The organism is Halorubrum lipolyticum DSM 21995, assembly GCF_000337375.1.
Lineage (GTDB): Archaea > Halobacteriota > Halobacteria > Halobacteriales > Haloferacaceae > Halorubrum > Halorubrum lipolyticum.
In genome coordinates this window covers 146,828-167,818 of sequence record NZ_AOJG01000012.1, presented here as the reverse complement: position 1 = coordinate 167,818, position 20,991 = coordinate 146,828, and the positions used below count along the sequence as shown (strand labels likewise).

At 68.9% G+C, this 20,991-nt stretch carries 23 protein-coding genes; 12 read left to right on the top strand and 11 right to left on the bottom strand.

The annotated features are described in order from the left end of the window. Positions 1-198 precede the first annotated feature (198 nt). From C469_RS05535 to C469_RS05525, 3 genes are read right to left on the bottom strand one after another with little or no spacing between them, the layout of a single operon-like run. Entirely contained in the window at positions 199-1,260 is a 1,062-nt protein-coding gene (locus C469_RS05535) for a sugar ABC transporter permease (protein ID WP_008004581.1), read from the bottom strand. After that, positions 1,257-2,252, bottom strand: coding sequence for a carbohydrate ABC transporter permease (locus tag C469_RS05530; protein ID WP_049911061.1), 996 nt, complete (start codon positions 2,250-2,252; stop codon positions 1,257-1,259). Before C469_RS05530 ends, C469_RS05535 begins: the two co-directional genes overlap by 4 nt. Before the next feature lie 21 nt (positions 2,253-2,273). Then, complete coding sequence (locus C469_RS05525; RefSeq protein WP_008004579.1) at positions 2,274-3,596, bottom strand: extracellular solute-binding protein; 1,323 nt, start codon at positions 3,594-3,596, stop codon at positions 2,274-2,276. A 285-nt stretch (positions 3,597-3,881) separates the two neighbouring features. Between C469_RS05525 and C469_RS05520 the strand changes: the two genes are divergently transcribed. After that, positions 3,882-5,015 (top strand): ABC transporter ATP-binding protein, encoded by a 1,134-nt coding sequence (locus tag C469_RS05520; protein WP_008004578.1) that lies wholly within the window; start codon positions 3,882-3,884, stop codon positions 5,013-5,015. 234 nt (positions 5,016-5,249) lie between these two features. Here the strand turns inward: C469_RS05520 and C469_RS05515 are convergent, their stop codons facing one another. Next, on the bottom strand, positions 5,250-6,281 hold the full coding sequence (locus C469_RS05515) for a glutathione S-transferase family protein (protein WP_008004577.1): 1,032 nt from the start codon (positions 6,279-6,281) through the stop codon (positions 5,250-5,252). 291 nt (positions 6,282-6,572) lie between these two features. On the opposite strand from C469_RS05515, the gene C469_RS05510 reads away from it, so the two are divergent. Continuing rightward, the gene (locus C469_RS05510; protein ID WP_008004576.1) at positions 6,573-7,370 is read left to right on the top strand and encodes a DUF7388 family protein; all 798 of its coding nucleotides are present in this window, start codon (positions 6,573-6,575) and stop codon (positions 7,368-7,370) included. Positions 7,371-8,045: 675 nt separating this feature from the next. Next, positions 8,046-9,344, top strand: a complete 1,299-nt coding sequence (locus tag C469_RS05505) for an NAD(P)/FAD-dependent oxidoreductase (protein WP_008004575.1) — start codon at positions 8,046-8,048, stop codon at positions 9,342-9,344. 13 nt (positions 9,345-9,357) lie between these two features. On the opposite strand, the gene C469_RS05500 is transcribed toward C469_RS05505, so the two are convergent. The 3 genes from C469_RS05500 to C469_RS05495 form a co-directional block, all read right to left on the bottom strand. After that, positions 9,358-9,816 (bottom strand): Hsp20/alpha crystallin family protein, encoded by a 459-nt coding sequence (locus C469_RS05500; RefSeq protein WP_008004574.1) that lies wholly within the window; start codon positions 9,814-9,816, stop codon positions 9,358-9,360. A 3-nt stretch (positions 9,817-9,819) separates the two neighbouring features. Further along, on the bottom strand, positions 9,820-9,975 hold the full coding sequence (locus tag C469_RS17135) for a DUF7559 family protein (protein WP_008004573.1): 156 nt from the start codon (positions 9,973-9,975) through the stop codon (positions 9,820-9,822). A gap of 106 nt (positions 9,976-10,081) precedes the next feature. Continuing rightward, positions 10,082-10,477 (bottom strand): hypothetical protein, encoded by a 396-nt coding sequence (locus tag C469_RS05495; protein ID WP_008004569.1) that lies wholly within the window; start codon positions 10,475-10,477, stop codon positions 10,082-10,084. Positions 10,478-10,593: 116 nt separating this feature from the next. Here C469_RS05495 and C469_RS05490 point away from each other — a divergent pair, with 116 nt between their 5' ends. Both C469_RS05490 and C469_RS05485 read left to right on the top strand, forming a co-directional pair. Beyond that, on the top strand, positions 10,594-12,471 hold the full coding sequence (locus tag C469_RS05490; protein ID WP_008004567.1) for a radical SAM protein: 1,878 nt from the start codon (positions 10,594-10,596) through the stop codon (positions 12,469-12,471). Between the two features lie 4 nt (positions 12,472-12,475). Further along, a complete protein-coding gene (locus tag C469_RS05485; RefSeq protein ID WP_008004565.1) occupies positions 12,476-13,324 on the top strand; it encodes an MBL fold metallo-hydrolase in 849 nt (282 codons plus the stop codon). 191 nt (positions 13,325-13,515) lie between these two features. On the opposite strand, the gene C469_RS05480 is transcribed toward C469_RS05485, so the two are convergent. Both C469_RS05480 and C469_RS05475 read right to left on the bottom strand, forming a co-directional pair. Next, the gene (locus tag C469_RS05480) at positions 13,516-14,136 is read right to left on the bottom strand and encodes an HAD family hydrolase (protein WP_008004563.1); all 621 of its coding nucleotides are present in this window, start codon (positions 14,134-14,136) and stop codon (positions 13,516-13,518) included. 105 nt (positions 14,137-14,241) lie between these two features. Then, on the bottom strand, positions 14,242-14,724 hold the full coding sequence (locus C469_RS05475; protein WP_008004561.1) for a DUF7321 family protein: 483 nt from the start codon (positions 14,722-14,724) through the stop codon (positions 14,242-14,244). 115 nt (positions 14,725-14,839) lie between these two features. Between C469_RS05475 and C469_RS05470 the strand changes: the two genes are divergently transcribed. From C469_RS05470 to C469_RS05440, 7 genes are all read left to right on the top strand, one after another. After that, positions 14,840-15,724 (top strand): DUF308 domain-containing protein, encoded by an 885-nt coding sequence (locus C469_RS05470; RefSeq protein WP_008004559.1) that lies wholly within the window; start codon positions 14,840-14,842, stop codon positions 15,722-15,724. 95 nt (positions 15,725-15,819) lie between these two features. After that, positions 15,820-16,458 carry a halocyanin domain-containing protein gene (locus C469_RS05465; protein WP_049911060.1) on the top strand — a complete coding sequence of 213 codons (639 nt, stop codon included), beginning with the start codon at positions 15,820-15,822 and terminating at the stop codon, positions 16,456-16,458. Further along, on the top strand, positions 16,455-16,844 hold the full coding sequence (locus tag C469_RS05460) for a DUF7318 family protein (protein WP_008004556.1): 390 nt from the start codon (positions 16,455-16,457) through the stop codon (positions 16,842-16,844). The genes C469_RS05465 and C469_RS05460 overlap by 4 nt, the downstream gene beginning before the upstream one ends. 7 nt (positions 16,845-16,851) lie before the next feature. After that, positions 16,852-17,661, top strand: coding sequence for a cytochrome b (locus tag C469_RS05455; RefSeq protein ID WP_049911058.1), 810 nt, complete (start codon positions 16,852-16,854; stop codon positions 17,659-17,661). Positions 17,662-17,665: 4 nt separating this feature from the next. Then, the gene (locus C469_RS05450) at positions 17,666-18,454 is read left to right on the top strand and encodes a menaquinol--cytochrome-c reductase (cytochrome bc complex) cytochrome b/c subunit (protein ID WP_008004552.1); all 789 of its coding nucleotides are present in this window, start codon (positions 17,666-17,668) and stop codon (positions 18,452-18,454) included. A gap of 38 nt (positions 18,455-18,492) precedes the next feature. Continuing rightward, positions 18,493-18,933 (top strand): DUF7315 family membrane protein, encoded by a 441-nt coding sequence (locus tag C469_RS05445; RefSeq protein ID WP_008004550.1) that lies wholly within the window; start codon positions 18,493-18,495, stop codon positions 18,931-18,933. Between the two features lie 4 nt (positions 18,934-18,937). Then, the gene (locus tag C469_RS05440; protein ID WP_008004548.1) at positions 18,938-19,216 is read left to right on the top strand and encodes a DUF7314 family protein; all 279 of its coding nucleotides are present in this window, start codon (positions 18,938-18,940) and stop codon (positions 19,214-19,216) included. A gap of 493 nt (positions 19,217-19,709) precedes the next feature. On the opposite strand, the gene C469_RS05435 is transcribed toward C469_RS05440, so the two are convergent. Both C469_RS05435 and C469_RS05430 read right to left on the bottom strand, forming a co-directional pair. Then, positions 19,710-20,153: a DUF7313 family protein gene (locus C469_RS05435; protein ID WP_008004546.1), complete on the bottom strand. Its 444-nt coding sequence runs from the start codon at positions 20,151-20,153 to the stop codon at positions 19,710-19,712. Between the two features lie 14 nt (positions 20,154-20,167). Then, entirely contained in the window at positions 20,168-20,956 is a 789-nt protein-coding gene (locus C469_RS05430) for an NAD(+)/NADH kinase (RefSeq protein WP_008004544.1), read from the bottom strand. Positions 20,957-20,991: the final 35 nt, after the last annotated feature.

The window sequence follows — 20,991 nt, the reverse complement described above, 5'->3', positions numbered from 1 at the left end:
CGAAGGCGTCTCGAACGACAGCAAGGCGCGCGAGCCGTCGCGGCTGGGGCGTGGCGGTGTTCACCGTCGATCCGGTAGCAACCCATTTATAAACGAACGACCGTCGCTTCGAAGCGGTTCGTCGTCGAGTCATCGATCGCGTATAAATACACCCAAGAATGAGAGAACGCAGAACGAAGGGAAACCGGACCGTCCCGCTTATCCCTCCATCCCGCCGAACGACAGCCCGTCCTCGACGGAGCGCTGGGCCGCGAAGTAGACGATCGCGACGGGGAGCGCGAACAGGTTCGCGAACGCCGCGAACCGCGTCCACGGCGTGGAGAACCGCCCCTCGGTCGCGAGGTTGTACAGCTCCACCGAGAGCGGGTAGTTCTCCGGTGAGAGCAGCGTCTGCGCGATGATGAACTCGTTCCACCCGGCGAGCCAGACGAAGATGAGGACGACGGCGAGTCCCGGCTTCGTGAGCGGGATGATGATCTCTCGGATCGTGTCCAGGAAGCTCGCGCCGTCGACCATCGCCGCCTCCTCGTAGGAGATCGGGATGTTGTCCATGTACGTCTTCAGCAGCCACGTGTTGAACGGGATCGCCCCCGCGGCGTAGAACAGCCCGAGGATGAACAGGTTGTTCGTGAGTCCGTACGAGCTGAACAGCGAGTAGAGGGCGACGAGCGTCGCGATCGACAGCCCGGCGCCGATCTGCGTGAACAGCACGTAGCCGTAGAGGATCCGCTTGCGACCGACGAAGCTCCGGCGCGAGAACGCGTACGCGGCCGGGACGATCATCGCGAAGCCGGCCACGATCGTCACGCTCACCAGGTAGAGGCTGTTGAACAGCGCTCCGGGGCCGGTCTCCGTTCCGACCCACCGGAAGCTGACCAGCCCGCTCCCTCCGCCGAGGACGAGCTGGGGGTACCCCCAGTCGCCGTCGACGAAGAAGAAGTCGGACTCGAAGACGACCCAGCGATACGCGCCGAGGTTGTACGTCGACGGGTCCGGGAAGATCCCGCTCGTGTTGAACAGCCGGGTCCCCTCGGCGAGCGACGCCGTGAAGATCCAGAACAGCGGGAACAACAGCAGCAACACCATCGCGAGCCCGAACAGGGTCATCAACACGCTCTTCGAGACGTCCCACGGCGTCCGTCTCCCGGTACGGAGGTCGTACACCGTCCGCCGGAGCGACACGACGAACCGCTTCGGCGCGGTCACGAACGCGATCAGCTTCGCGCTGATAAGCGCCAGCGCGGACTGCAGGGCGCTCATTCGTCACCCACCCCCTCTGCGAGGCCGCCGTAGCGCACGGCGGCGTACATGAACAGGCCGATAACGGCGATCGCGACGATCAGGATCGCCGCCGAGAGGCCGAACTCGTTGAAGCTGATCGCCTCGCGGTAGCCGTACACGATGATCAGCTCGTTCTGTCGCGCCGGCCCGCCTTGATTGAACACCCACGGGATCAGGAACTGCTGGAACGCCGTCGCGCCGGTGAGGATCGACGCGAACAGCACCGGGCGCCTGATCGCGGGGAGCGTCACGGTGCGGAACCGCTCGAGGAAGCCGGCGCCGTCGACCATCGCGGCCTCGTGAAGCTCGCGCGGCACGTCCTGCAGCGCGCTCACGATGATGATCACCATGAAGGGATACGCCAGCCACACCTCCGTGGTGACGTACGCGAAGAACGCCTCCCAGCGCCCGCTGAGGAAGCCGATCGGAACGTCGAACAGCAGGATTTCGGGCGCCGACAGCGACGACATGACCCCGTTGTACCGACCGAGGATCGTGTTGAACACGCCGAACCGGGCGTCGCTGAACATCCCGCGCCAGACGGTGATCGTGAAGATGCCGGGGAACCCCAGCGGGACGATCACCGCCGCGCGCATGTAGCGTTTCCCGAAGACGCGCGCGTGATTCAAGAGGAGCGCGATGCCGACGGCCAGAAACACCTTGATCACGAGCGAGACGGCGACGAACAGCCACGTCGTCGTCATCGATGTCCAGAACTGCGAGTCGCTCAACAGCTGGACGTAGTTGTCCAGGCCGATCAGATCGGCGCCGCCGCCGATCACCGACCCGGCGAACGTCGCGTCCGTCAGCGAGATATAAAACAGGTAGACGATCGGATACAGCATGAAGCTCGAAAAGAGGATGACTCCGGGGATGACGAGAAGGAGCCCCCAGTCGCGGTTGGAGAACGGGACCGCTGCTCGGAGCCGCGCCAAGCCGCTCGCGCCGGTGCCGGTGTGTGAAGAGGCCATGGTTGCTAGGTGGGAGGCCGCCTACTGGTTCTCCCGGATCGTTTCGGCCGCGCTGTCGAGCGCCGCGTCGCTCTCTTCGTCGCCGTTGAAAACGTTCGTCAGCGCGTTCGTCAGGGGGTCCCAGACGTCGTTCATATCGGGATGGGTCGGGATCGGGACGCCGTGGTCGACCTGCTGGGCGAACGCCTGAACGTCCGACGAGAGGTCTCCGTCCTCGACGACGGAGGTGAGAACCGGGATGTATCCCTGCTCGGCGGCGTTGGTCTCGACGATGTCCTCGTTCGTGGTGTACCACTCGGCGAGTCCGGTGGTCGCGTCGATCGTCGACTGGTCGGCGTCGCTCAGCATGGCGCTGAAGTAGAACGTCTGGATCCCCGAGTACGACCGCGGGTTGTTGCCGTCGACCGTCGGGAGCGTCGTGACCCCCAGGTTGTCGATCTCCCCGGAGAGGTTCGCGATCTCCCACGGGCCGTTGATCGCGAACGGAGCGGCGCCGTCCGCGAACGCGACGATCTGCGACTCGTAGCCGGGGTCGGCCGGGACGTAGTCGAAGAGCGTTTCGAGCGCGTCCATGCCCTGCTTACACTCGTCGCTGTCGAGGGTGACCTCGAGGTTCTCCTCGTCGAAGATGTCGCCGCCGTACGCCTGGATGAAGCCGCTGACGAAGTACGGGTCCGTCACCGGGTACGAGAGGCCGTACTCGCCGTTCTCGGGGTTGTGGTACTCGTCCATGACGGAGACCATGTCGTCGAGCGTCTCCGGCGGCTCGTCGACCATGTCCTCGTTGTAGAACAGGGCGACGGTCTCGGAGGCGAACGGGAGTCCGTGGACCGCGCCGTCGTACTGAACCGCCTGCTGTGCGGTCTCGGTGAAGGCGTCGAGCGAGTCGATGTCGTCGCTCGCGTCGTAGAGGAAGGGCGGGTCTTCCCGGACCGCGAAGCGGCCGACCCAGTCGTGCGCCCAGACCCACGAGTCGGGGCCCTCTCCGGACGGGATCGCCGTCTCGAGCTGCTGGTCGAGCTCGCCGCCGGGCTCTTCCTTGTTGATCGTGTGACCCGTCTCCGACTCGAACTGGTCGACGTAGGTGGACATGGCCTCGTCCTCGCCGTCGGAGAGGTCGGTCCACAGCGTCGCGGTTCCCGGGTCGTCGACTCCCGCGGAGTCGTCTGAGTCGTCAGACTCGTCCGATCCGCCGGAACCGTCCGACCCGTCGGAGCCGTCCGATTCGTCGGAGCCGTCGGACCCGTCGCCGCCGTCACCGCCGGTGCTGATACAGCCCGCGAGCGCCGCGAGCACGGTACTTCCCCCCATCGTCTTCAGTAGCGTTCTGCGTTTCTCGTTCATGTGTCTACAACAAACGATGAATTACATATTCATACATTTAGTTTTTGGGGTGGTCGCTCTCGACTGCCGTCGAAGCGTCCCGGGAATCACCCGGTCAGGTGCTTCCTCGTCGAGCCGTGTTCACCGCTCGTCGAGGCGTCTCGGCGTCTGAATCGCGGTCACTCGGGGACCCCGGACAACGGTTGTCTCGATCCCGACGGTGGTCTACATCTGAGATGAGATTATTCCTCACATATCGAAAAAACAGCAAAGAACTAATATGCGAGAAGCTCCCTTTGCCAGTAAATGGCAAGAGTCACGCTCGACACGCTCCGGAAGGAGTTCGACCGGGGAACCATCGTCGCCGTCGACGACATCGACCTGGAGATCGAGGACGGCGAGTTCGTGACCGTCGTCGGGCCGTCGGGGTGCGGGAAGACGACCACGCTCCGGATGGTGGCGGGACTGGAGGAGCCCACGTCGGGCGCCGTTCGGTTCGACGACGAGGACGTCACCGACATGCACGCGAAGGAGCGCCCGGTCGCCATGGTGTTCCAGAACTACGCGCTGTACCCACACAAGACGGTCCTGGGGAACATGGAGTTCGGGCTCAAGATGAGCACCGATATGACCGCGGAGGAGCGCCGCGAGCGCGTGACCGAGATGGCCGAGATGATGGGGATCGCGGACTTACTCGACGACAAGCCGGACGAGCTCTCCGGCGGGCAGAAACAGCGCGTCGCGCTGGGCCGCGCCATCGCCCGCGAGCCAGAGGTGTTCCTGTTCGACGAGCCGCTCTCCAACCTCGACGCCAAGCTCCGCACCGAGATGCGCGCGGAGATCCAGAAGCTCCAGAAGGAGTTCGGCGTCACCGCGATGTACGTCACCCACGACCAGGAGGAGGCGATGACGATGGGCGACCGCCTCGCGATCTTGAACGACGGGGAGCTCCAGCAGGTCGGGAAGCCGACGGAGGTGTACGAGAACCCGGTCAACGAGTTCGTCGCCGGTTTCATCGGCTCGCCCTCGATGAACTTCATCGACGTGGAGGTCGAGACCGACGGCTCGTCGGCGACGATCCGCAGCGACGACGCCGGGCTCGCGTTCGAGCTCAGCGACGAGTACGTCACGGGCCACGAGCTGAAGAACGCGCCCTACACGCTCGGGATCCGTCCCGAGAACATCCGGATCGTGGAGCACCCGACCGGCGACGAGACGCTCGCCTCGACCGTCGAGGTCGTCGAGCCGATCGGCTCCGACAACTACGTCCACCTCACGGTCAACGAGGACTTCCTCGCGCGGTCGACTCCGGACGTCTTGCCCGAGGCCGGCGACGAGGTGGGCGTGGTGTTCGAGGAGGCCGACATCCACCTGTTCGACGCGGAGACCGGCGAGGACGTGTTCCTGACCGAGGAGGAGATCGCGGCCGCAGTGGCCTGATACGGAGCGGTTTCGGATCGGTGGGTTTTCGTTGCTTTTTGCGACGGAGTAGTTGCCGGCGCAGTACCGATCGACTGCATATAAACCGTTGACAGCGGATCGACGGCCAACACCTCCAAAGCCCCAGCCTCGCGCGCGACTCGCAGCCTGACGGCTGCCCGTCGGCACGCGCCACCGCACATCTCCGGATTCAAAAGTCGATTTATAAACCGCTCCGTCACCCGCGTCAGCCCTTCAGTCCGCCACGTCTGGCGTCGGCGCCTCGCCGCCGAGCCGGTCGCGGTCGTGGGCCGCCTCGAAGTCGAGGTCCGGGCCGCGCGCGATGATCCCGGAGGGCGTCACGTCCGGGTGCGTCGTGTAGTAGTGCTCCTTGATGTGGCTCATGTTCACCGTCTCGGCGACGCCCGCGGTCTGGTAGAGGTCGCGGAGGTACGGCCAGAGGTGCTCGTACTGGTGGACGAACTGCTTGTTACACATGAAGTGGGTGTGATAAACTTGGTCGAACCGGACCAGCGTGGTGAACATGCAGATGTCGGCCTCGGTGAGCGAGTCGCCGACGAGGTAGCGCCGATCGGCGAGGCGCTCGTCCCAGCCGTCGAGCGCGCCGAACAGCTCGTCGATCGCCTCGTCGTAGGCCCCTTGAGACTTCGCGAAGCCGGCGCGGTAGACGCCGTTGTTGACGGGCTCGTAGATGTCGGTGATCACCTGGTCGACCGCCGCGACGGTCGCCTCGTCGCCGTCGCCCGGCAGCAGCGACACGTCGTTGCCGAGGTCGTCGAACGCGGTCGAGAGCATCCGCAGGACCTCGCGGGACTCGTTGTTGACGATCGTCTCCTCTTGGGTGTCCCACAGCACGGGGACGGTCACGCGACAGGTGGCGTCGGGGTCGGCCGCGACGTACAGCTCGCGGAGGGAGTCGCTGCCGTGGAGGCGGTCGGGCGTACACCCCTCCTTCTCGGGGGTGAACTGCCAGCCGTCCTCGGCGCGGTACGGGTCCACGACCGAGACGCCGATGGCGTCCTCCAGGCCGAGCAGCGACCGCGCGAGCAGGGTTCGATGCGCCCACGGACAGGCGTAGGAGACGTACAGGTGGTACCGGCCCGCCTCGGGCTGGAACCGGTCGTCGGGCTCGGCGTCGACGTGGTCGGGTACGTCGCTGCCGGCGATCCAGTTCCGGAACGTCGTCTCGCCGCGCTGGAACGAGCCGTCCTCGCCCGTCGCCTCGTACGCGTCCGTCCGCCACTCGCCGTCCACGAGTTGGTTCATACCGATCACACGGGCGCGAGGCCCATAACGTGGCCGGGGACGCGCGCGTCACCGGGTTCCGTCTCCTCACGGACTCACGGGCGCGGACGGCGACGGCCGCGTCGGCAATATTGCCGCGTCGCGACGGGTTTATGCGGCGCACGCGACTACCGGCTTCCAGTCATGGCCGCACAGGCGATGGATCGGGTTCCGCGATCGTGATGAGGTCTTCTCCGTGAGCATCGACACCGCGCGGCGAACAGACGCGCCGTACCCGAGAGCGGCCGCGCCGCCGATCGGGGTGACCGCCCGATGCTGACCGGTCGCGAGGCGGTCGCCCGGACCGGAATCGACGCCGTGGCGCTGAAACCCGCCGAGTGCGACGTGTCGCGGGCCGTCGAGCTCCCGCTCGATCGGGTGACGATCGATTACGAGGGGCGCGACCACCTCCCGGACGCGGCGACGCTCGACCGGGTGGCCGCGGAAACGGAGCTGTACGTCACCACGCCGGTGCGAGCGGACGGGTTCGACCCGCTCGGGGACGACTCGCTGGTGGCCCGGGTCCCGGACGCGGCCCGCCGGGTGCTCGTCGCGGGCCACGGCGCCTACCTCACGGACGAGGAGTCGTCGCGCGCGGTCGCCCCCCGGCTCGGGGCCGCGCGGCGCGCCGCCCCCGACGCGTGGGTCGGCACGGAGGGCGTCGAGCGCGTCGCGCTGGCGGCGGGCGGGACCCAGTTCGAACTGCTCTCCCGGTCGACCGACCGCGACGTGCGCGCCCTCCGCGCCGCCGGGTTCGACGGCGAGGTCGCCGTCTACGCGCCGACCGTCCTGACCGACGACGAGGACGCCGTCCTCGACGCCGTGGGCGCGTACGTCGCCCGCCGCCGGCCGGTGGCCCGCGCGCTGCCGGACGGGGACTCCGACGACGCGCAACCGACCGATTCGGAAGCGACCGGCCGCGCCCGCGAGGTGCTCTCGGCGGCCGCGCGGGACTTCGCGCTCGTCGGGTCGCCCGAGACCGTCCGCGATCGCGTCGCCGACCTCCGCGAGGTCGGCGTCGACCACGTCGTCGGCTACCCGGCACGCGGGATCGACGAGTTCCTGTCGTAGTCGGGCACATACGGCGTGAGACAGCCGTTCGCTGATGAGCGCTTTTTGATCGATAGCGGGGGTGGGTATAGCGGATTGGTGAAACGGTTATTTATAAGCGATCGAGTGATATTGCTGGCGGCTGTGTATCCGTGATCGACGCCGCTGCGGTGAACACCTCCAAAGCCCCAGCCCCTTTGAGTCCCACCCGACCACCGGAAGACGGTCACGCGGTGTCACCGCGTGAGCAAGCGAGACCTTCGATCTCGCCCTGGTCCTGCTCGCTCACTTCGTTCGCTGCGCGGGCTGCGACTTCCGTGCTCCCGCTCATTCCGTTCGCGGGACCGCACCGCCCCGCCCCGCACCTCGCACCTCCCCAGCCTCGTCGGCCACTCTCCGCTTCGCTCCGAGTGGCCGACTCCCTCGCGCGGCGCCGTTCGCGGCCTGAAGGCCGCTCACGGGCGCGCGCCATCGCACTCGTCATTTATAAGGGATCGTCGTCTTCACTCGAATTCAGTTAAATACCGAATCACCGCCATCGAACTGCGACAGTCACTCCCGTACTCTCCCGTCGCTGTATCCGTACTGACCGCGGCCAGACCAGATGTGTCCACTACAAAGCGTTTCAACAGTATCTTCGGTCCCCGGAGACGCCCGCCCCGTCGTTTTTAAGACGTATCGGTGACAGGCGAGCGCATGAGCCGATCAGACGCGTCGACGGAGCGAGGCGCTCCGGCGGACCGAGACTCCTCACCCCCCGAAGTCGCGGTCGTCGGCGGCGGCGCCGTCGGCGTCACCGCCGCGGCCGACCTCGCGGCCCGCGGCGCCGACGTGACGCTGTACGACCGCGGCGACCTCGGCGCCGGGAGCTCCGGGCGCGCGGCGGGCGTGCTGTACGACGCGTACGCCGAGGACGTCGACGCCGCGCTGGCCGCCCGCGCGATGGAGCGGTTCCGGGCGTTCGATCGCTCGCTCCCCGGGTTCTCGTTCGCGCCGTGTCCCTACGTCATCGCCGTCCGCGAGGGCGACCCGGACGCCGAGGCCGTGCCGGCGATGGTCGACCGGATGCGCGCGCACGGTCGGGACGTGGCGGTCGTCGACCCCGAAGCGCTCGGCGACCGGTTCCCCATCGCCACCGACGACCTCGCCGTCGCCGCAGTGGCCGAGAACGCGGGGTGGTGTGACCCCGCGAGCTACGTCGCCGCGGCGGGTGAACGCGCGCGTCGCGAGGGAGTCGCCGTCGAGACCGACACTCCGGTCTCGCTCGCGGGTGGCGGTCCCGAACTGTGGGTCGGCGGGGCGACCCGACGCGAGGGCGCCCGCGAGTTCGACGCCGTCGTCGTCGCCGTCGGCGCGCACACCGCCGGCTTCCTCGGCGACGCGGGGGTCGAGGTCCCCGTGGTTCCCTACCGGGTACAGGCGCTGATGGCGCGGGGCGACCGCGGCGACCGCGACGCCCGCGGCGACCGTAGCGACTCGGCGAGCTACGACGGCCCGATGGTGTACGACGCGACGGCGGGCGCGTACGTCCGGCCGCACCCGACCGGCCTGCTCGCCGGGGACGGCACGGAACCGGTCCCGGCCGACCCGGACGACTACGACCCGACGGGCGACGACTGGTTCGTGGAGTCGGTCTCGGCGACGCTCCGCGAGCGACTCGACGCGGTCGGCTCGGACGGCCCGGAGGTGGAGCGCGCGTGGGCGGGTCTCTGCACGGCCACGCCCGACGGCGACCCCCTCGTCGGGCCGGTCGGCGATCCCGCCGACCGCGTGTTCGTCGCCGCCGGCTGGCAGGGCCACGGGTTCATGCGCGCGCCGGCGATCGGCGAGCTCGTCGCCGATGGGGTGTCGGCGTCGCTCGACGGGATCGAGGCGGGAGATTCGGAGGAGTCGGCGTCGCCGTGGATCGACGCGTTCGCTCCCGACCGCTTCGACGGGAGCGAGGAGTTCGAAATCGCGGAGGGAATGTCCGTGGAGCGCCGGTCCGGGGAGTGAGCGGGACGCGGAGTCAGGCGCCGTCCGCGTCGCGGTCAGCTTCGGTTCCGTCTTCGGCGGCCTCCTCCTCGACCACGGCCACGTCGCGGCCGTCGTCCTTCTTCGGGATCTCGACCTGGAGGGTCCCGTTCCGCGTGAGCGTCGCGTTCGCGCCCTGCGGCGTCACGTTCGCGTCGCGCGGGAGGTCGGCGCTCCCGGAGAGCGAGACGCCGCGGCCGGGGAACAGCATCTCGTACCCGTCGTAGAAGTCGCGGAACCGGTCGAGCTCGACCTCGACGGTGTGATCGAGGAACGTCACGTTCAGGTCCTCGCCGCGGACGCCGGGGGCGTCGAAGACGACCAGGTAGGCGTCGTCGCTCTCGAGGAGGTCGTACGAGAGCGGCCGCCGCTCCTGCATCTTGCTCCACCCGCGGCCGAGGCGTTCGAGGGCCCGACGGACCACCGACCGACCCGTCTCCACGAGTCCGCTCACGGGCTACACCTCGATCTCGGCGAGGTCGCTCCCGCCGCAGTACGGGCACGACAGGTCCTCGACCGCGTGGTCGTCGGGCACGTCGTAGGTGTAGTGGTTCTCGAACATGTCGAGCTCGCAGTCGTCGCTCTCGCACTTGACCTCCATCGTCGATGGCATATACGGAGCCGTTGGGTCGGCGAGGGCTTAAACGGCGTGGCGGCGGCGGTCGAGGCGCGCGGAGCGTTCGGGCGCGGCAGCGCGGTTAGCGCTGCCGCCGCGGCGGTCAGATCCCCGCGCCGCGCAGTCGCTCCGGAACGACCGTTCGCTCCGCGAGCAACGCGACGAGGATCCCGAGCGCGAACCCCGCCCAGACTCCGGGCCCGTACGGGAACAGCGCCGGGGCGAACGCGAGCGAGACGCCGAGCCAGACCGACGCGAGGAGGATTCCCGCACCTGCGGCGACGTACGTCAGCGTCTCGCGGAGGTCCTCCGTGACTCGGTCCCGCGCCAGCCACGCGACCGGTCCGAAGACGAGGGCGGTCCCGGCCGCCCACGCGACCGCGACGCCCCACGGGCGCGGCTCGGCGGCGTAGAACTGTCCCGCGGCGAAGAGGCAGACGCCGGCGAGCACGACGTACCGCACGACGCGCAGTCGGGCCGAAACCGTCTCGGAGGGCATGGCTCTCGATCCCGAGCGGTCCGATATAAGCGATTCCCCGCCGCGTTCCGCCCTGCGCGTCCCGCACCGTTCGTTCCGCACGCTTTTCCCGTCTCGGCCGACTACGGTGGGGTAACATGACCGATTCGCCCGCGTCGGGCCGGGGCTCGCTCCCGTCCGACCCGAACGACCTCTCCGTCACGATCGTCGACGGCTACGTCGACGAGCCGGCGCACTTCGGCGTGCCGCCGTACATCTCGACGTACCCGCGGTACACGGCCGGCGCGCTCGTCGACGCGGGCGTCCCCGAGTCGCGGATCACCTACCACACCATCGACGAACTGCGCGACGACCGCTCGAAGCGCGCCGACGTCGCGAACGCGGACCTCATGGTGTACGTCGGCGGGATGACGGTTCCCGGGAAGTACGTGGGCGGGACCCCGGCCGAGCCGGACGAGGTCCGGGAGCTGGGGTGGACCGCGGACGGGGTCACCCTGCTCGGCGGCCCCGTGCGGTTCGGCGTCGGCGAGGAGAACGCGGGCGCGCAGGAGACCGAGCGCGACGACCTCGACTACGACTTCGTCGCCATGGGCGACGTGGAGGCGGCCGCCTACGACCTCGTCCGCGAGGGGTTAGAGGGGTTCGGCAACCGGATGCGCGACAACGCTGAGATCGACCGGTGGGCCGAGAAGGGCGCGTTCGTCGTCGAGCAGCACCCGAACCACCCCGACTACCTCATCTGCGAGATGGAGACCTCGCGCGGGTGCGCCTACCGCTGTTCGTTCTGTACCGAGCCGCTGTACGGGAGCCCGGCGTTCCGGGAGGCACGCTCCGTGGTCGACGAGGTCGACGCGCTCTCCGACCGGGGGGTCAGGCACTTCCGGCTCGGCCGGCAGGCCGACATCCTCGCGTTCGGCGGCGACGGCGAGGCGCCGAACCCCGACGCGCTCCGGGAGCTGTACGGCGGGATCCGCGAGGTCGCGCCCGACCTGCGGACGCTCCACCTCGACAACATGAACCCGGTGACGATCACCGACTACCCCGAGGCCTCCCGCGAGGCGATCCGGGTGATCGCCGCGCACAACACGCCGGGCGACACCGCCGCGTTCGGGCTGGAGTCTGCCGACCCCGTGGTCCAAGAGCAGAACAACCTGCTCGTCACCGCCGAGGAGTGTCTGGAGGCCGTCCGCGCCGTCAACGAGGAGGGCGGGTGGCGCCCGGGCGACGGTCCGGAGACGACGCCCGGTCCCGACGACCGGGTGACCGGCCCCTCGACCGGGCCGGACGCCTCGCCGCGGCTCCCGAAGCTCCTCCCCGGGATCAACCTCGTCCACGGGCTCGCGGGCGAGCGCCCCGAGACGTACGAGCACAACAAGCGGTTCCTCCAGACCGTCTACGACGAGGGGCTCATGCTCCGCCGGATCAACATCCGGCAGGTGATGGCGTTCGCCGGCACGGAGATGGCCGAGACGGGCGCCGACATCGCCCAGGAGCACAAAGACCAGTTCCAAGCGTACAAGAAGGAGGTGCGCGAGACCGTCGACAACCCGATGCTCGACCGGGTGGTCCCGCCGGGGACGGTCCTCCCCGACGTGCACCTGGAGTACCACCAGGACGGGAAGACGTTCGGCCGCCAGCTCGGCACGTACGCCCTTCTCGTCGCCGTCCCCGGCGAGCGCGAGCTCGGCACCGCCATCGACGTGGCGATCACGGACCACGGCTACCGCTCGGTGACGGGCGTCCCCTACCCCCTCGACGTCAACGCGGCGTCGATGGACGAGCTGACGGCGATCCCGGGGATCAACCGGAGCAAGGCGGGAGACATCGTCGTCGGACGCCCGTACGGCTCGGTGGCGGAAGTCGATTCGGGCGTCGCCGACCTCTCGCGGTTCGCCGTCGCCGACGACGTCGACGTGCCGATCCCCGGCCGCGAGCGCGCCGGGTCGGGTCCCGGGCCCGCAGCCCGCTCCCTGCTCGACCGACGCGACGGCTCCTCCGTCGGACGCGGGGACTGAGCCGATGACGGGACCGGGATCGGACCCGCACTCGTCGGTCGCCCGCGTCCCGGTCCCGGTCGACACCCGCGCGCCCGGCGGGACGACGAACGCCCACGTCGCCGGGGGGCTCCTCGTCGACCCCGCGGCCCGCACCGACGCGCTCGACGCCGCGGCTGGCGTCGCCGACGCGGAGCCGTCCGAGGGCGGGGCGAGTCCCGTGGTCGAGGCGATCGCGGTCACCCACGCGCATCCGGACCACGTCGGCGCGGTCGCCGAGTACGCCGACCTGACCGGCGCGCCCGCCTTCGCGCACGCCGACCACGTCGACCGGTTCGCGGCGGCGGCCGGCGTGGCGCCCGACGACACGTTCGAGGACGGGGAGACCGTGGGCGACACCGAGGTCCGCGCGGTCGAGACGCCCGGTCACGCGCCGGACCACGTCGCGTTCACGGTGACGGAGGGGCGAGGAGGCGAGAGCACCGCCGGCGCGCTCCTCTGTGGCGACCTCGCCGTCGCCGAGGGGAGCGTCGTCGTGGGCGCTCCCGAGGGCGACCTCCGGGAGTACCTCGACAGCCTCGAACGCGTCCGCGACGCCGGCTACGACCGGCTTTATCCGGGCCACGGCCCCGTGATCGACGACCCGAGAGCGACCTGCGACCGGCTGATCGACCACCGGCTGGACCGCGAGCGGGCGGTCCTCGCGGCGGTCGAGGGCGGCGCGAGCGACGTTGGCGCGGTCGTCGACGCCGCCTACGAGAAGGACCTGACCGGCGTCGCCGACCTCGCGCGGGCGACGGTCGTCGCGCACCTCGAGAAGATCCTCGCGGAGGGGCGGCTGGACGGGGAGTGGGCGGGTCGGATCCGAGGCTGACGCGGCACGATCGTCCGTCGGAGTCCTCTGGCTCGTCGCCGCGGGGGTGCTCATGCCGCTCTGGCTCCGGGCCGTCGGGACACCGGCGACGCTCCCGAACCTCCCGGCGATCGGCCTGCTCGCGCACGGGCTCTGGGAGATCACGCTCGGGGGCGGGTACGCGCTCGTCGGCGGCCGGTTCGAGTACGTTTTTAGAGCTCGGCCTCGAGATGGGCCGCCAGCCCGTCGAGCGGCGTCTCCGTCACGTCGACGAACCGGCCCCCCACGTCCTCGACGCCGCCGTCGGCCGCCGGGTCGTCGCCGACGTGGACCAGCGACGCGGGCGGGACGCCGAGCGCGTCAGCGGCGGTCTCGAACGCCTTCGGGTGTGGTTTCCGCCAGCCGCAGCCGATGCTCGTCGTGACCGCGTCGAACTCGCCGCGGAGCCCGGCGCGGATCAGGGTCTTGGGGACCAGTTCGGGCACCGCGCAGTTCGAGAGGAGGCCGACCGGCCCGCGCTCGCTCACGTCTCGCACGGCGGCTCTCGCGCCGTCGCGTCGCGTCACGTCCGGGTCGAACGCCGCGACGACGGCGTGCCGGACGACGTTATCGGCGGCCTCGACGCCGCGCGAGTCGAGCGCGTGCGCCACGTGAGCGGGGAGGGGGACCTCCGCGCCCGCGGGGGCGTCAACGTGTCGCTCGCCGTACGCGACGTGCCAGTCGTCCGGTACCTCGACGCCGCGCGACTCCAGCTCGCGCGCGACGATCTCCGCGGGGTCGGACGGGTACTCGACGTCGACGAGGGTCCCGAACAGGTCGAAAGTGACTGCCACGATACGGGAGGTACGGTCAAAACGGGATTGAACCTGTCGGTCGGCGCGGCCGATGCCGGGTTCCGGGGTCGACCGGACGCCCGGGTGCCGACCGCGACGCGCTCGTCACAACATCGCCGCGACGTGGAGCGTGTAGAGCCGGTAGAGACCGGTCACCCACGCACAGAGCCAGAGGATCATGAACCCCGCCACGCCGGCCCGGAGCCGCGCGCGCCAGTGGCCCATGTCCTCATGGATCTCGTCGATGTCGACGTCGGGGTCCTCGTAGGCGTCGGCGTTGCGCTTCGCCTGCAGGATCCGGACGATCCCGGTGAGCGCGAACGCCAGCAGCGCGTACGCCTGCACTCCGAGAAACGCGTGGATCACGGCGATTCCGGACAGGTTCACGAACAGTCGCGGGATCATCCACCCGACGATCGGGACGGTCGTGAGCACCAGTCCGACGCCGATGTACCGCAGGTGGCGCATGAGGACGGTCCACGTCACGGTCTCGGTGTCGATCATGATCCACGCCCCGTACAGCAGGAACGGGAGGCTCGCCGTCACCGACAGCCCGGCCGCCGCCGCGATAACCGACTCGTCGACCATTACTCGCGGTTGGGTCTCCGGCGCGTAAAGCCCCGCGATCCGCGGCCGCGGGAGCCGCGGATCGCGCCGACCGCAGACGAAAACAGTTAGCGTCCGGAGCACGTATCTCCGAGCCATGGAGGACACCTCGACGGAACCGGATCCGGAGCGGCGGCCGGACCGGTCGTCGGACGAGCCCGACGGCGCGTCTTCCCGGAACCGCGCGTCGCCCCGATCCGACGCGTCTCACGGGGGCGGCGACGCTCCCGCCGACGCGCCCGGCGGCCCGGCCGACGACGCGCCCGACGACCTCGACGAACTCCGCGAGCGGGTCGACGAGGAGTACGACTTCGACGACTTCGGGCCCTCGGACATGGCCCGGATGAGCGCGGAGGAGTGGGACGCCGCGTTCGACCCGGACTCGTGGATCACCGGTGACCGGCTGCTCGCCCGCGCCGAGGCGGAGCTGAAGTCCCGGATCGCGCGCCGGGACGTGTTCGGCGTGTTGGAACGCGTCCGCGAGGACGGCGAAGACCGGCTCCTCGTCTACTCGGACGAGGGGTACGCGATCGTCCGGCCGACGGGGGAGGTGACCGGACAGGGGACCGTGCTCCGCGACATCGAGCCGGTCGTCGCGCTGGCGGCGATGGAGTCGCACGACGTGCCCGAACCCCCGGAGGACTGGTCGCTTCCCCACCCCGACACGGTTCCCGAGGGATCGGGCGAGTTCGGGAACCTGATGGTCCAGGTGATCGCGGTCGTGCAGGTGCTCGCCGGGGTCGCGCTGCTCGTCGCCTCGTTCGTCGCCGACCTGAACACGATCGTCGCGCCGGCGATGGGGATCGTGTTCCTGCTCATCGGTCTGCTGCTCTTCGTCATGGTCGCGAACGCGCGCCTCTCCGATCGGTTCCGTTCGGAGGAGTACCGCGAGCGGCTGCGGGCCCTCCGACAGGCCAAGGAACGGCCCGACTTCGTCCCGGTCGAAGGCGGGGTCGTAACCGACGACGACCGAGACGAGTGAACCGCCGATATCACGCGACAGAGGCCTTGTAAACCCCTCCGAGTCGACGGGTTCAGTCGGTGGGTTTAAGCGCACCCCGTCCCGAGTGAACCTGTATGAAAAGGCGGGAATTTGTGCGGACGGCCGGCGGCGCCAGCGCCGCGGTCGCGGCCTCGGCCGGGGCGACCGGAACGGCCGCCGCACAGGAGGCGGAACCGGACTGGCCGAGCGGCGTCACCGGCGGAAACCTCGGGGAGTACATGGACGCCCGCGGCGAGAGCGAGGTCACCGTCGAGGTCGGCGCGGGGAGCGACGGGCTCGCGTTCGCCCCGACTCAGCTGTGGGTCGACACCGGGACGACGATCACGTTCGAGTGGACCGGAAGCGGGGGCGACCACAACGTCGTCACGGTCGAGGGCGAGGCGTCCCTCGACAGCGGCGACCCGGTCGGCGAGGAGGGATACACCTACGAGTACGAGGTGACCGAAGAGGACGCCGGCATCACCCACTACCACTGTGTGCCCCACGACGCCGTCGGGATGCACGCCGGAATCGCCGTCGGTGAGGACGTTCCCACCGTCGAAACCGGCGGGAACACCGGGTGGCCGGAGAACATCGCGAAGGTCGGCGTCCCGCTGCACGCCCACTGGGTCGGCATCGCGGCGATACTCGGCATCGCGCTGACCTTCGTGTTCACCTTCTACCTGCTGAAGTACGGCGAGTCGGCTCACACCGGTCACGGAGGTACCCAATGAGCTCCGGCGGCTCCTCGTACGGTGACATCCATCGGTACGAGCCCGCGAGAGAGAGCACCGCCGCCGCGATCGCGATCGTGCTCCTCACGGTCATCGAGGTCGTCTTCGTCTCCCTGTTCGTGTACGGGCTCATGTCCGCCTGGGCCTCGACCGAGTTCGGGAACATGTTCGCCGGCGCGTTGCTGGCGATGATCTTCATCGACCTCGCGTTCATCCTCCTCCTGTACCGCAAGGAGTTCCTGCCCGACGTGATGATAGTAAAGAAGCGCCGCCGCAAGTGGGAGGACCTCTACGTCCGCGAGGAGGACAAAGACGGCGTCGGGGTCGACACCGGGAACCTGACCGAGACGCTCAAGAAGGCCGTCTACCCGTACTACAAGAAGTAACCTGACAATGAGCCTCAAAAAACAAGACGAGATGGACCACAACGCGTGGCTCAAAAACCAGGACCTGACGGTCATCGAGACCGCGTTCCTCACCACGCTCATCTGGCTCGACAAGCGGCTCCGCATCGTCGATTACCTCGAGCTGCTGGAGACGATGTATTACCGCGCCAACCTCCAGATGCCGAAGAGCCACACCGAACAGTACGACCTCGACAACAAGTTCTGGTACTGGTACCCCCTGTACTCGCTCGGGTCGCTGTCGATCGTCGCGTACCTCGTCGCCGCGGTCACCGGCGCATTGCTGGGGTTCTACTACGCTCCCTCGACCGCCGGCGCCGCCGCGCAGGGCGATCCGACGGCCGCGTACGACTCGCTCGTGATGATCATGAAGGACGTCCAGTTCGGATACATGCTCCGCTCTATCCACCGCTGGGCCGCCCAGTTCATGGTGGCGGCGGTGTTCCTCCACATGCTTCGCGTGTACTTCACCGGCTCCTACAAGGAGCCCCGCGAGGTCAACTGGATCCTCGGGATCGTCCTCATCGGCCTGACGCTGCTGTTCGGATTCTCCGGGTACGTGCTCCCGTGGAAGCAGCTGTCCTTCTGGGCCGCACAGATCGGCGTCGAGATGGCGCTCGCGACGCCTCTCGTGGGCGAGTGGGCGGCACAGCTCCTGTTCGGCGGCTTCACGCTGGGACAGGCGACGCTCGTGAGAATGTACATCCTGCACGTGTTCGTGCTGCCGTTCGTGGTGACGGGGCTCATCGCCCTCCACGTCGGCATCGTTTGGGTGCAGGGCATCGCGGAGCCGCACTAATCCAATGACCGACGACGACACACCCATGACGGACGGAGGTACCGACGCGGAAGCGCGCACGGACGGCGGTCCGCCGGCGACCGTGCCGCCGGACGACGAGACGCCGACCTGGTCCGAGCGGAAGGAACACTCGAGCGGGCTCGCGCAGCTCACCTACCAGTACTTCGAGCGCTCTCGCCGCGAGGACGAGGACCTCCGCGCGGAGTCGACGTACGTCGAGCGCGACGTGCTCGGCTTCCCGACGTGGCCCCACGAGACGCTCCGGAACCTCGCGATCACGAGCTTCTTCGTCGGGATCATGATCCTCGTCGCGGCGCTCATGCCAGCCCACTTCGGCGAGCCCGCCAACCCGGGTTCAACGCCGGCGATCATCCTCCCCGACTGGTACCTCTACTGGTCGTTCGGCCTGCTGAAGCTCAACCCGCTCAACCCCGAGCTGGCCGTGCTCGGCGGCAACATCGTGATGTCGAACGAGCTGCTCGGGATCGTCGCCCACGGGATCATCTTCGGCGTCATCGGGCTCGTGCCGTTCCTCAACAAGGGGAGCGCGCGTCGCCCCGTCGAGCAGCCGTTCTGGGCCGCCGTCGGCGTGACGGGCGTCATCCTGGCGTTCACTCTCGCGGCGCTCGCGATCCAGAACTTCTTCCCGATCTCGCTCGACCTGCTCCTCACGCTCACGTTCATGCTGCCCGTGCTCGGCGGCATCCTCACCTACGCGGTGTTGAAGACGATGCGTGAAGGGTACATGTACGACCTGAACCGGCGGTACTACATGCTGCGGCCCCCGAAGTAACGCCTCGAACCAACCCGATTTTGCGGTCACCGTCACCGATGTCACCACCTTCAGAGACCGACGACACGCAGGCGTTCGACGAGACGGGAGATCCCGTCGCGAAGGACGCCGAGGACGCCGGAAAGGACCCACGAGACGAGCCGACCGGGCCGCGCGTCGGTCCGGACGGTCGGGAGATCGTCGTCCCGTTTCGGCTGTACAAGGCAGTCACCGTCTTCTCCACGCTCGCCGCCGTGGTCGCGTACCTGATCGGCTTCACGCTGATCGACGCGGCGACGCTGCAGATCAGCTTCGTCCGGACGACGATCGTCTACCTGCTCAACAGCGCCGGCCTCTACCCGTCCGACGACCTGCTGGTCGCGGTCCTCGCGATCACCGGAATCGGGTTCCTCGTCGCCGGAACGGCGGTGTACGTTCTCGGTACGCGGTTCCGCGGGCAAGGGATGGGAAAGCCTCAAGGCGATTCCAGCGAAACCTGAGATAATGGCAGACGAGTTCATCAAGGGGTTCACCCTCTTCACGCTCGGCGGTCTCGGATGGCTCACCTTCGGCGGTTGGTACCGGACGCCCTCGTACTACGACATCGTCCAGCTCGTCAATCCCGCCGAGGGAGTCAACACGGCCTACGGCGAGATCGGACTGATCGCCGGCGACGCGTCGTTCTGGCTGATGATCCTCGGCGCGCTCACGTTCTGGGTGTTCATTCCGCTGAGCCGCCAGCTCCGGGACATGCTCGACGAGGACGCGGAGACCGCGAACTGACTGCGAACTGACCGCGACCGCTCCGGTTTCGATCGTTCACCCTCTGCCCCCTTTTCTGTCGGAGTGTCGGCTCCGCGCTTCGATCCGTCTGCCTCAGCCATGAACGGTCGACGACGGATCGACGGCGAACGCCTCCAACGGACCGGCCTCGTCGCCGGCCTACGTCCGGCTGTCAGAGGCGCTTCGCGCCTCGCTGTCACCGGCGTGTCGCGCCGGTTGCGAGCGAGAGCTTCGCCCCCGCCCTGGCGCTCGCTTTGACGGCGGCGACGCCGCCGCGTTGCTATTTATAAGCAGCGTCGCTATCGCTCACGGCTATTTAAATACGAGTCGCCGCCGAGAAACCGCGACACACACTCTCGCAATCGATCGCCGTTGCTCCGACACTGACCGCAGCACGTCGGAACGCGGTCGTTACCGCGGACCTCGACGGCGCTCCCGCGTTCTCGAACGACGCCGATCCGGCGGAGGAGTCCGGCTGAGGGCCGCGCTCGTCTTACGCGACGACGAACTGGTTCCAGATCCCCGAGACGAGGAAGAACAGCGAGTAGTAGGCGACGAACACCATCAGGACGACCGAGGCGGCGATCGAGCTCTTCGGGGCCTCGATCGGCATGTCGTTACGCGCCTCGACGTTGCGCGCCTCGAGCTCGAACAGGTCGGCGATCAGCATCGTGACCACGATCACCGCGAGGATCGTGCCGCTGACGGGCGCGTCGAGCATGAACAGGAACGTCAGAAGCATCAGTCCGATGTTTGTGAACGCGTGCGGCGTGTACGGCTCGACGCTGTCGTCGTCGCTCCCCTGTTCGACGTGGTGCCGGTGCGCGATGTGTCGGGTCGCGAGGTTCGCGACCGCCATCACGAGTATCGCGTACGGCAGCATCGGTCCGACTTCGGACAGCCAGCCGAGCGGAACGAGGAACTGCAGTGGGTCCATACCGACACATCCGGTCACGAGTTATTAGAGTGTTTCCGATCGGCGCGCTCGTGAGGCCCACTCGGCGCCGCGAACGCGACCCGACCGACCGTCTCGATCTCGATCGGTCGGTGCGGCTCGACGGTTCCCCGTCGCTTCCCGTCGACCACGAGCGCGATCGGCTCCGACTCCCGTTCGACGGTGAGCCGGACTCGATCCGCCGCGACCCACGCGCCGGTCCGGACGCTGAACGGGGCGATCGGCGTGACCGAGAGCCCGCCCCCGGGCTCGACGAGGGGGCCGCCGGCGGCGTTCGCGTACCCGTCGCTCCCCAGCGGCGTCGCGACGACGACGCCATCGGCGCGGACCGACTCGGTCCGATCGCGGGAGAACCCGACCCCGAACTCCGAGATCCGCGCCGGCTCGTCGGTGATCAAGGTGACGTCGAACGCGGCCCGCGCGGGGGCGCCCGTCCCGCCGTCCACCGCGAGGACCGGGTGCGCGACGCGCGTGACGGAGTCGCCGCCCGCCCACTCGTCGAGCAGCCGCCGGAGCGCGTCGACGGCGCCGTCGCGATCGAACGCGAACCGGCGCTCGGCGACGGGGAACACCGTGCAGTTCGGCGCCGCCGCGACGGCGTCGCGGACGGCCTCGTCGCCGACGGCCACGATGAGGGCCGCGTCGCCGGCACCGATCGCCTCCGCGTCGGCGTTCGCGTCCGCCTGGGTCGCGAGGCGCCCGCCGGCGTCTCGGACCGCGTCACGGAGTTCCGACGCTCGCTCCTCGTCGCCGGTGACGGCGATGCGGCGTTCCGACGCTTCCATGTCCGGGGGTCCGGCCGGCGCGTGTGAAAACCTCC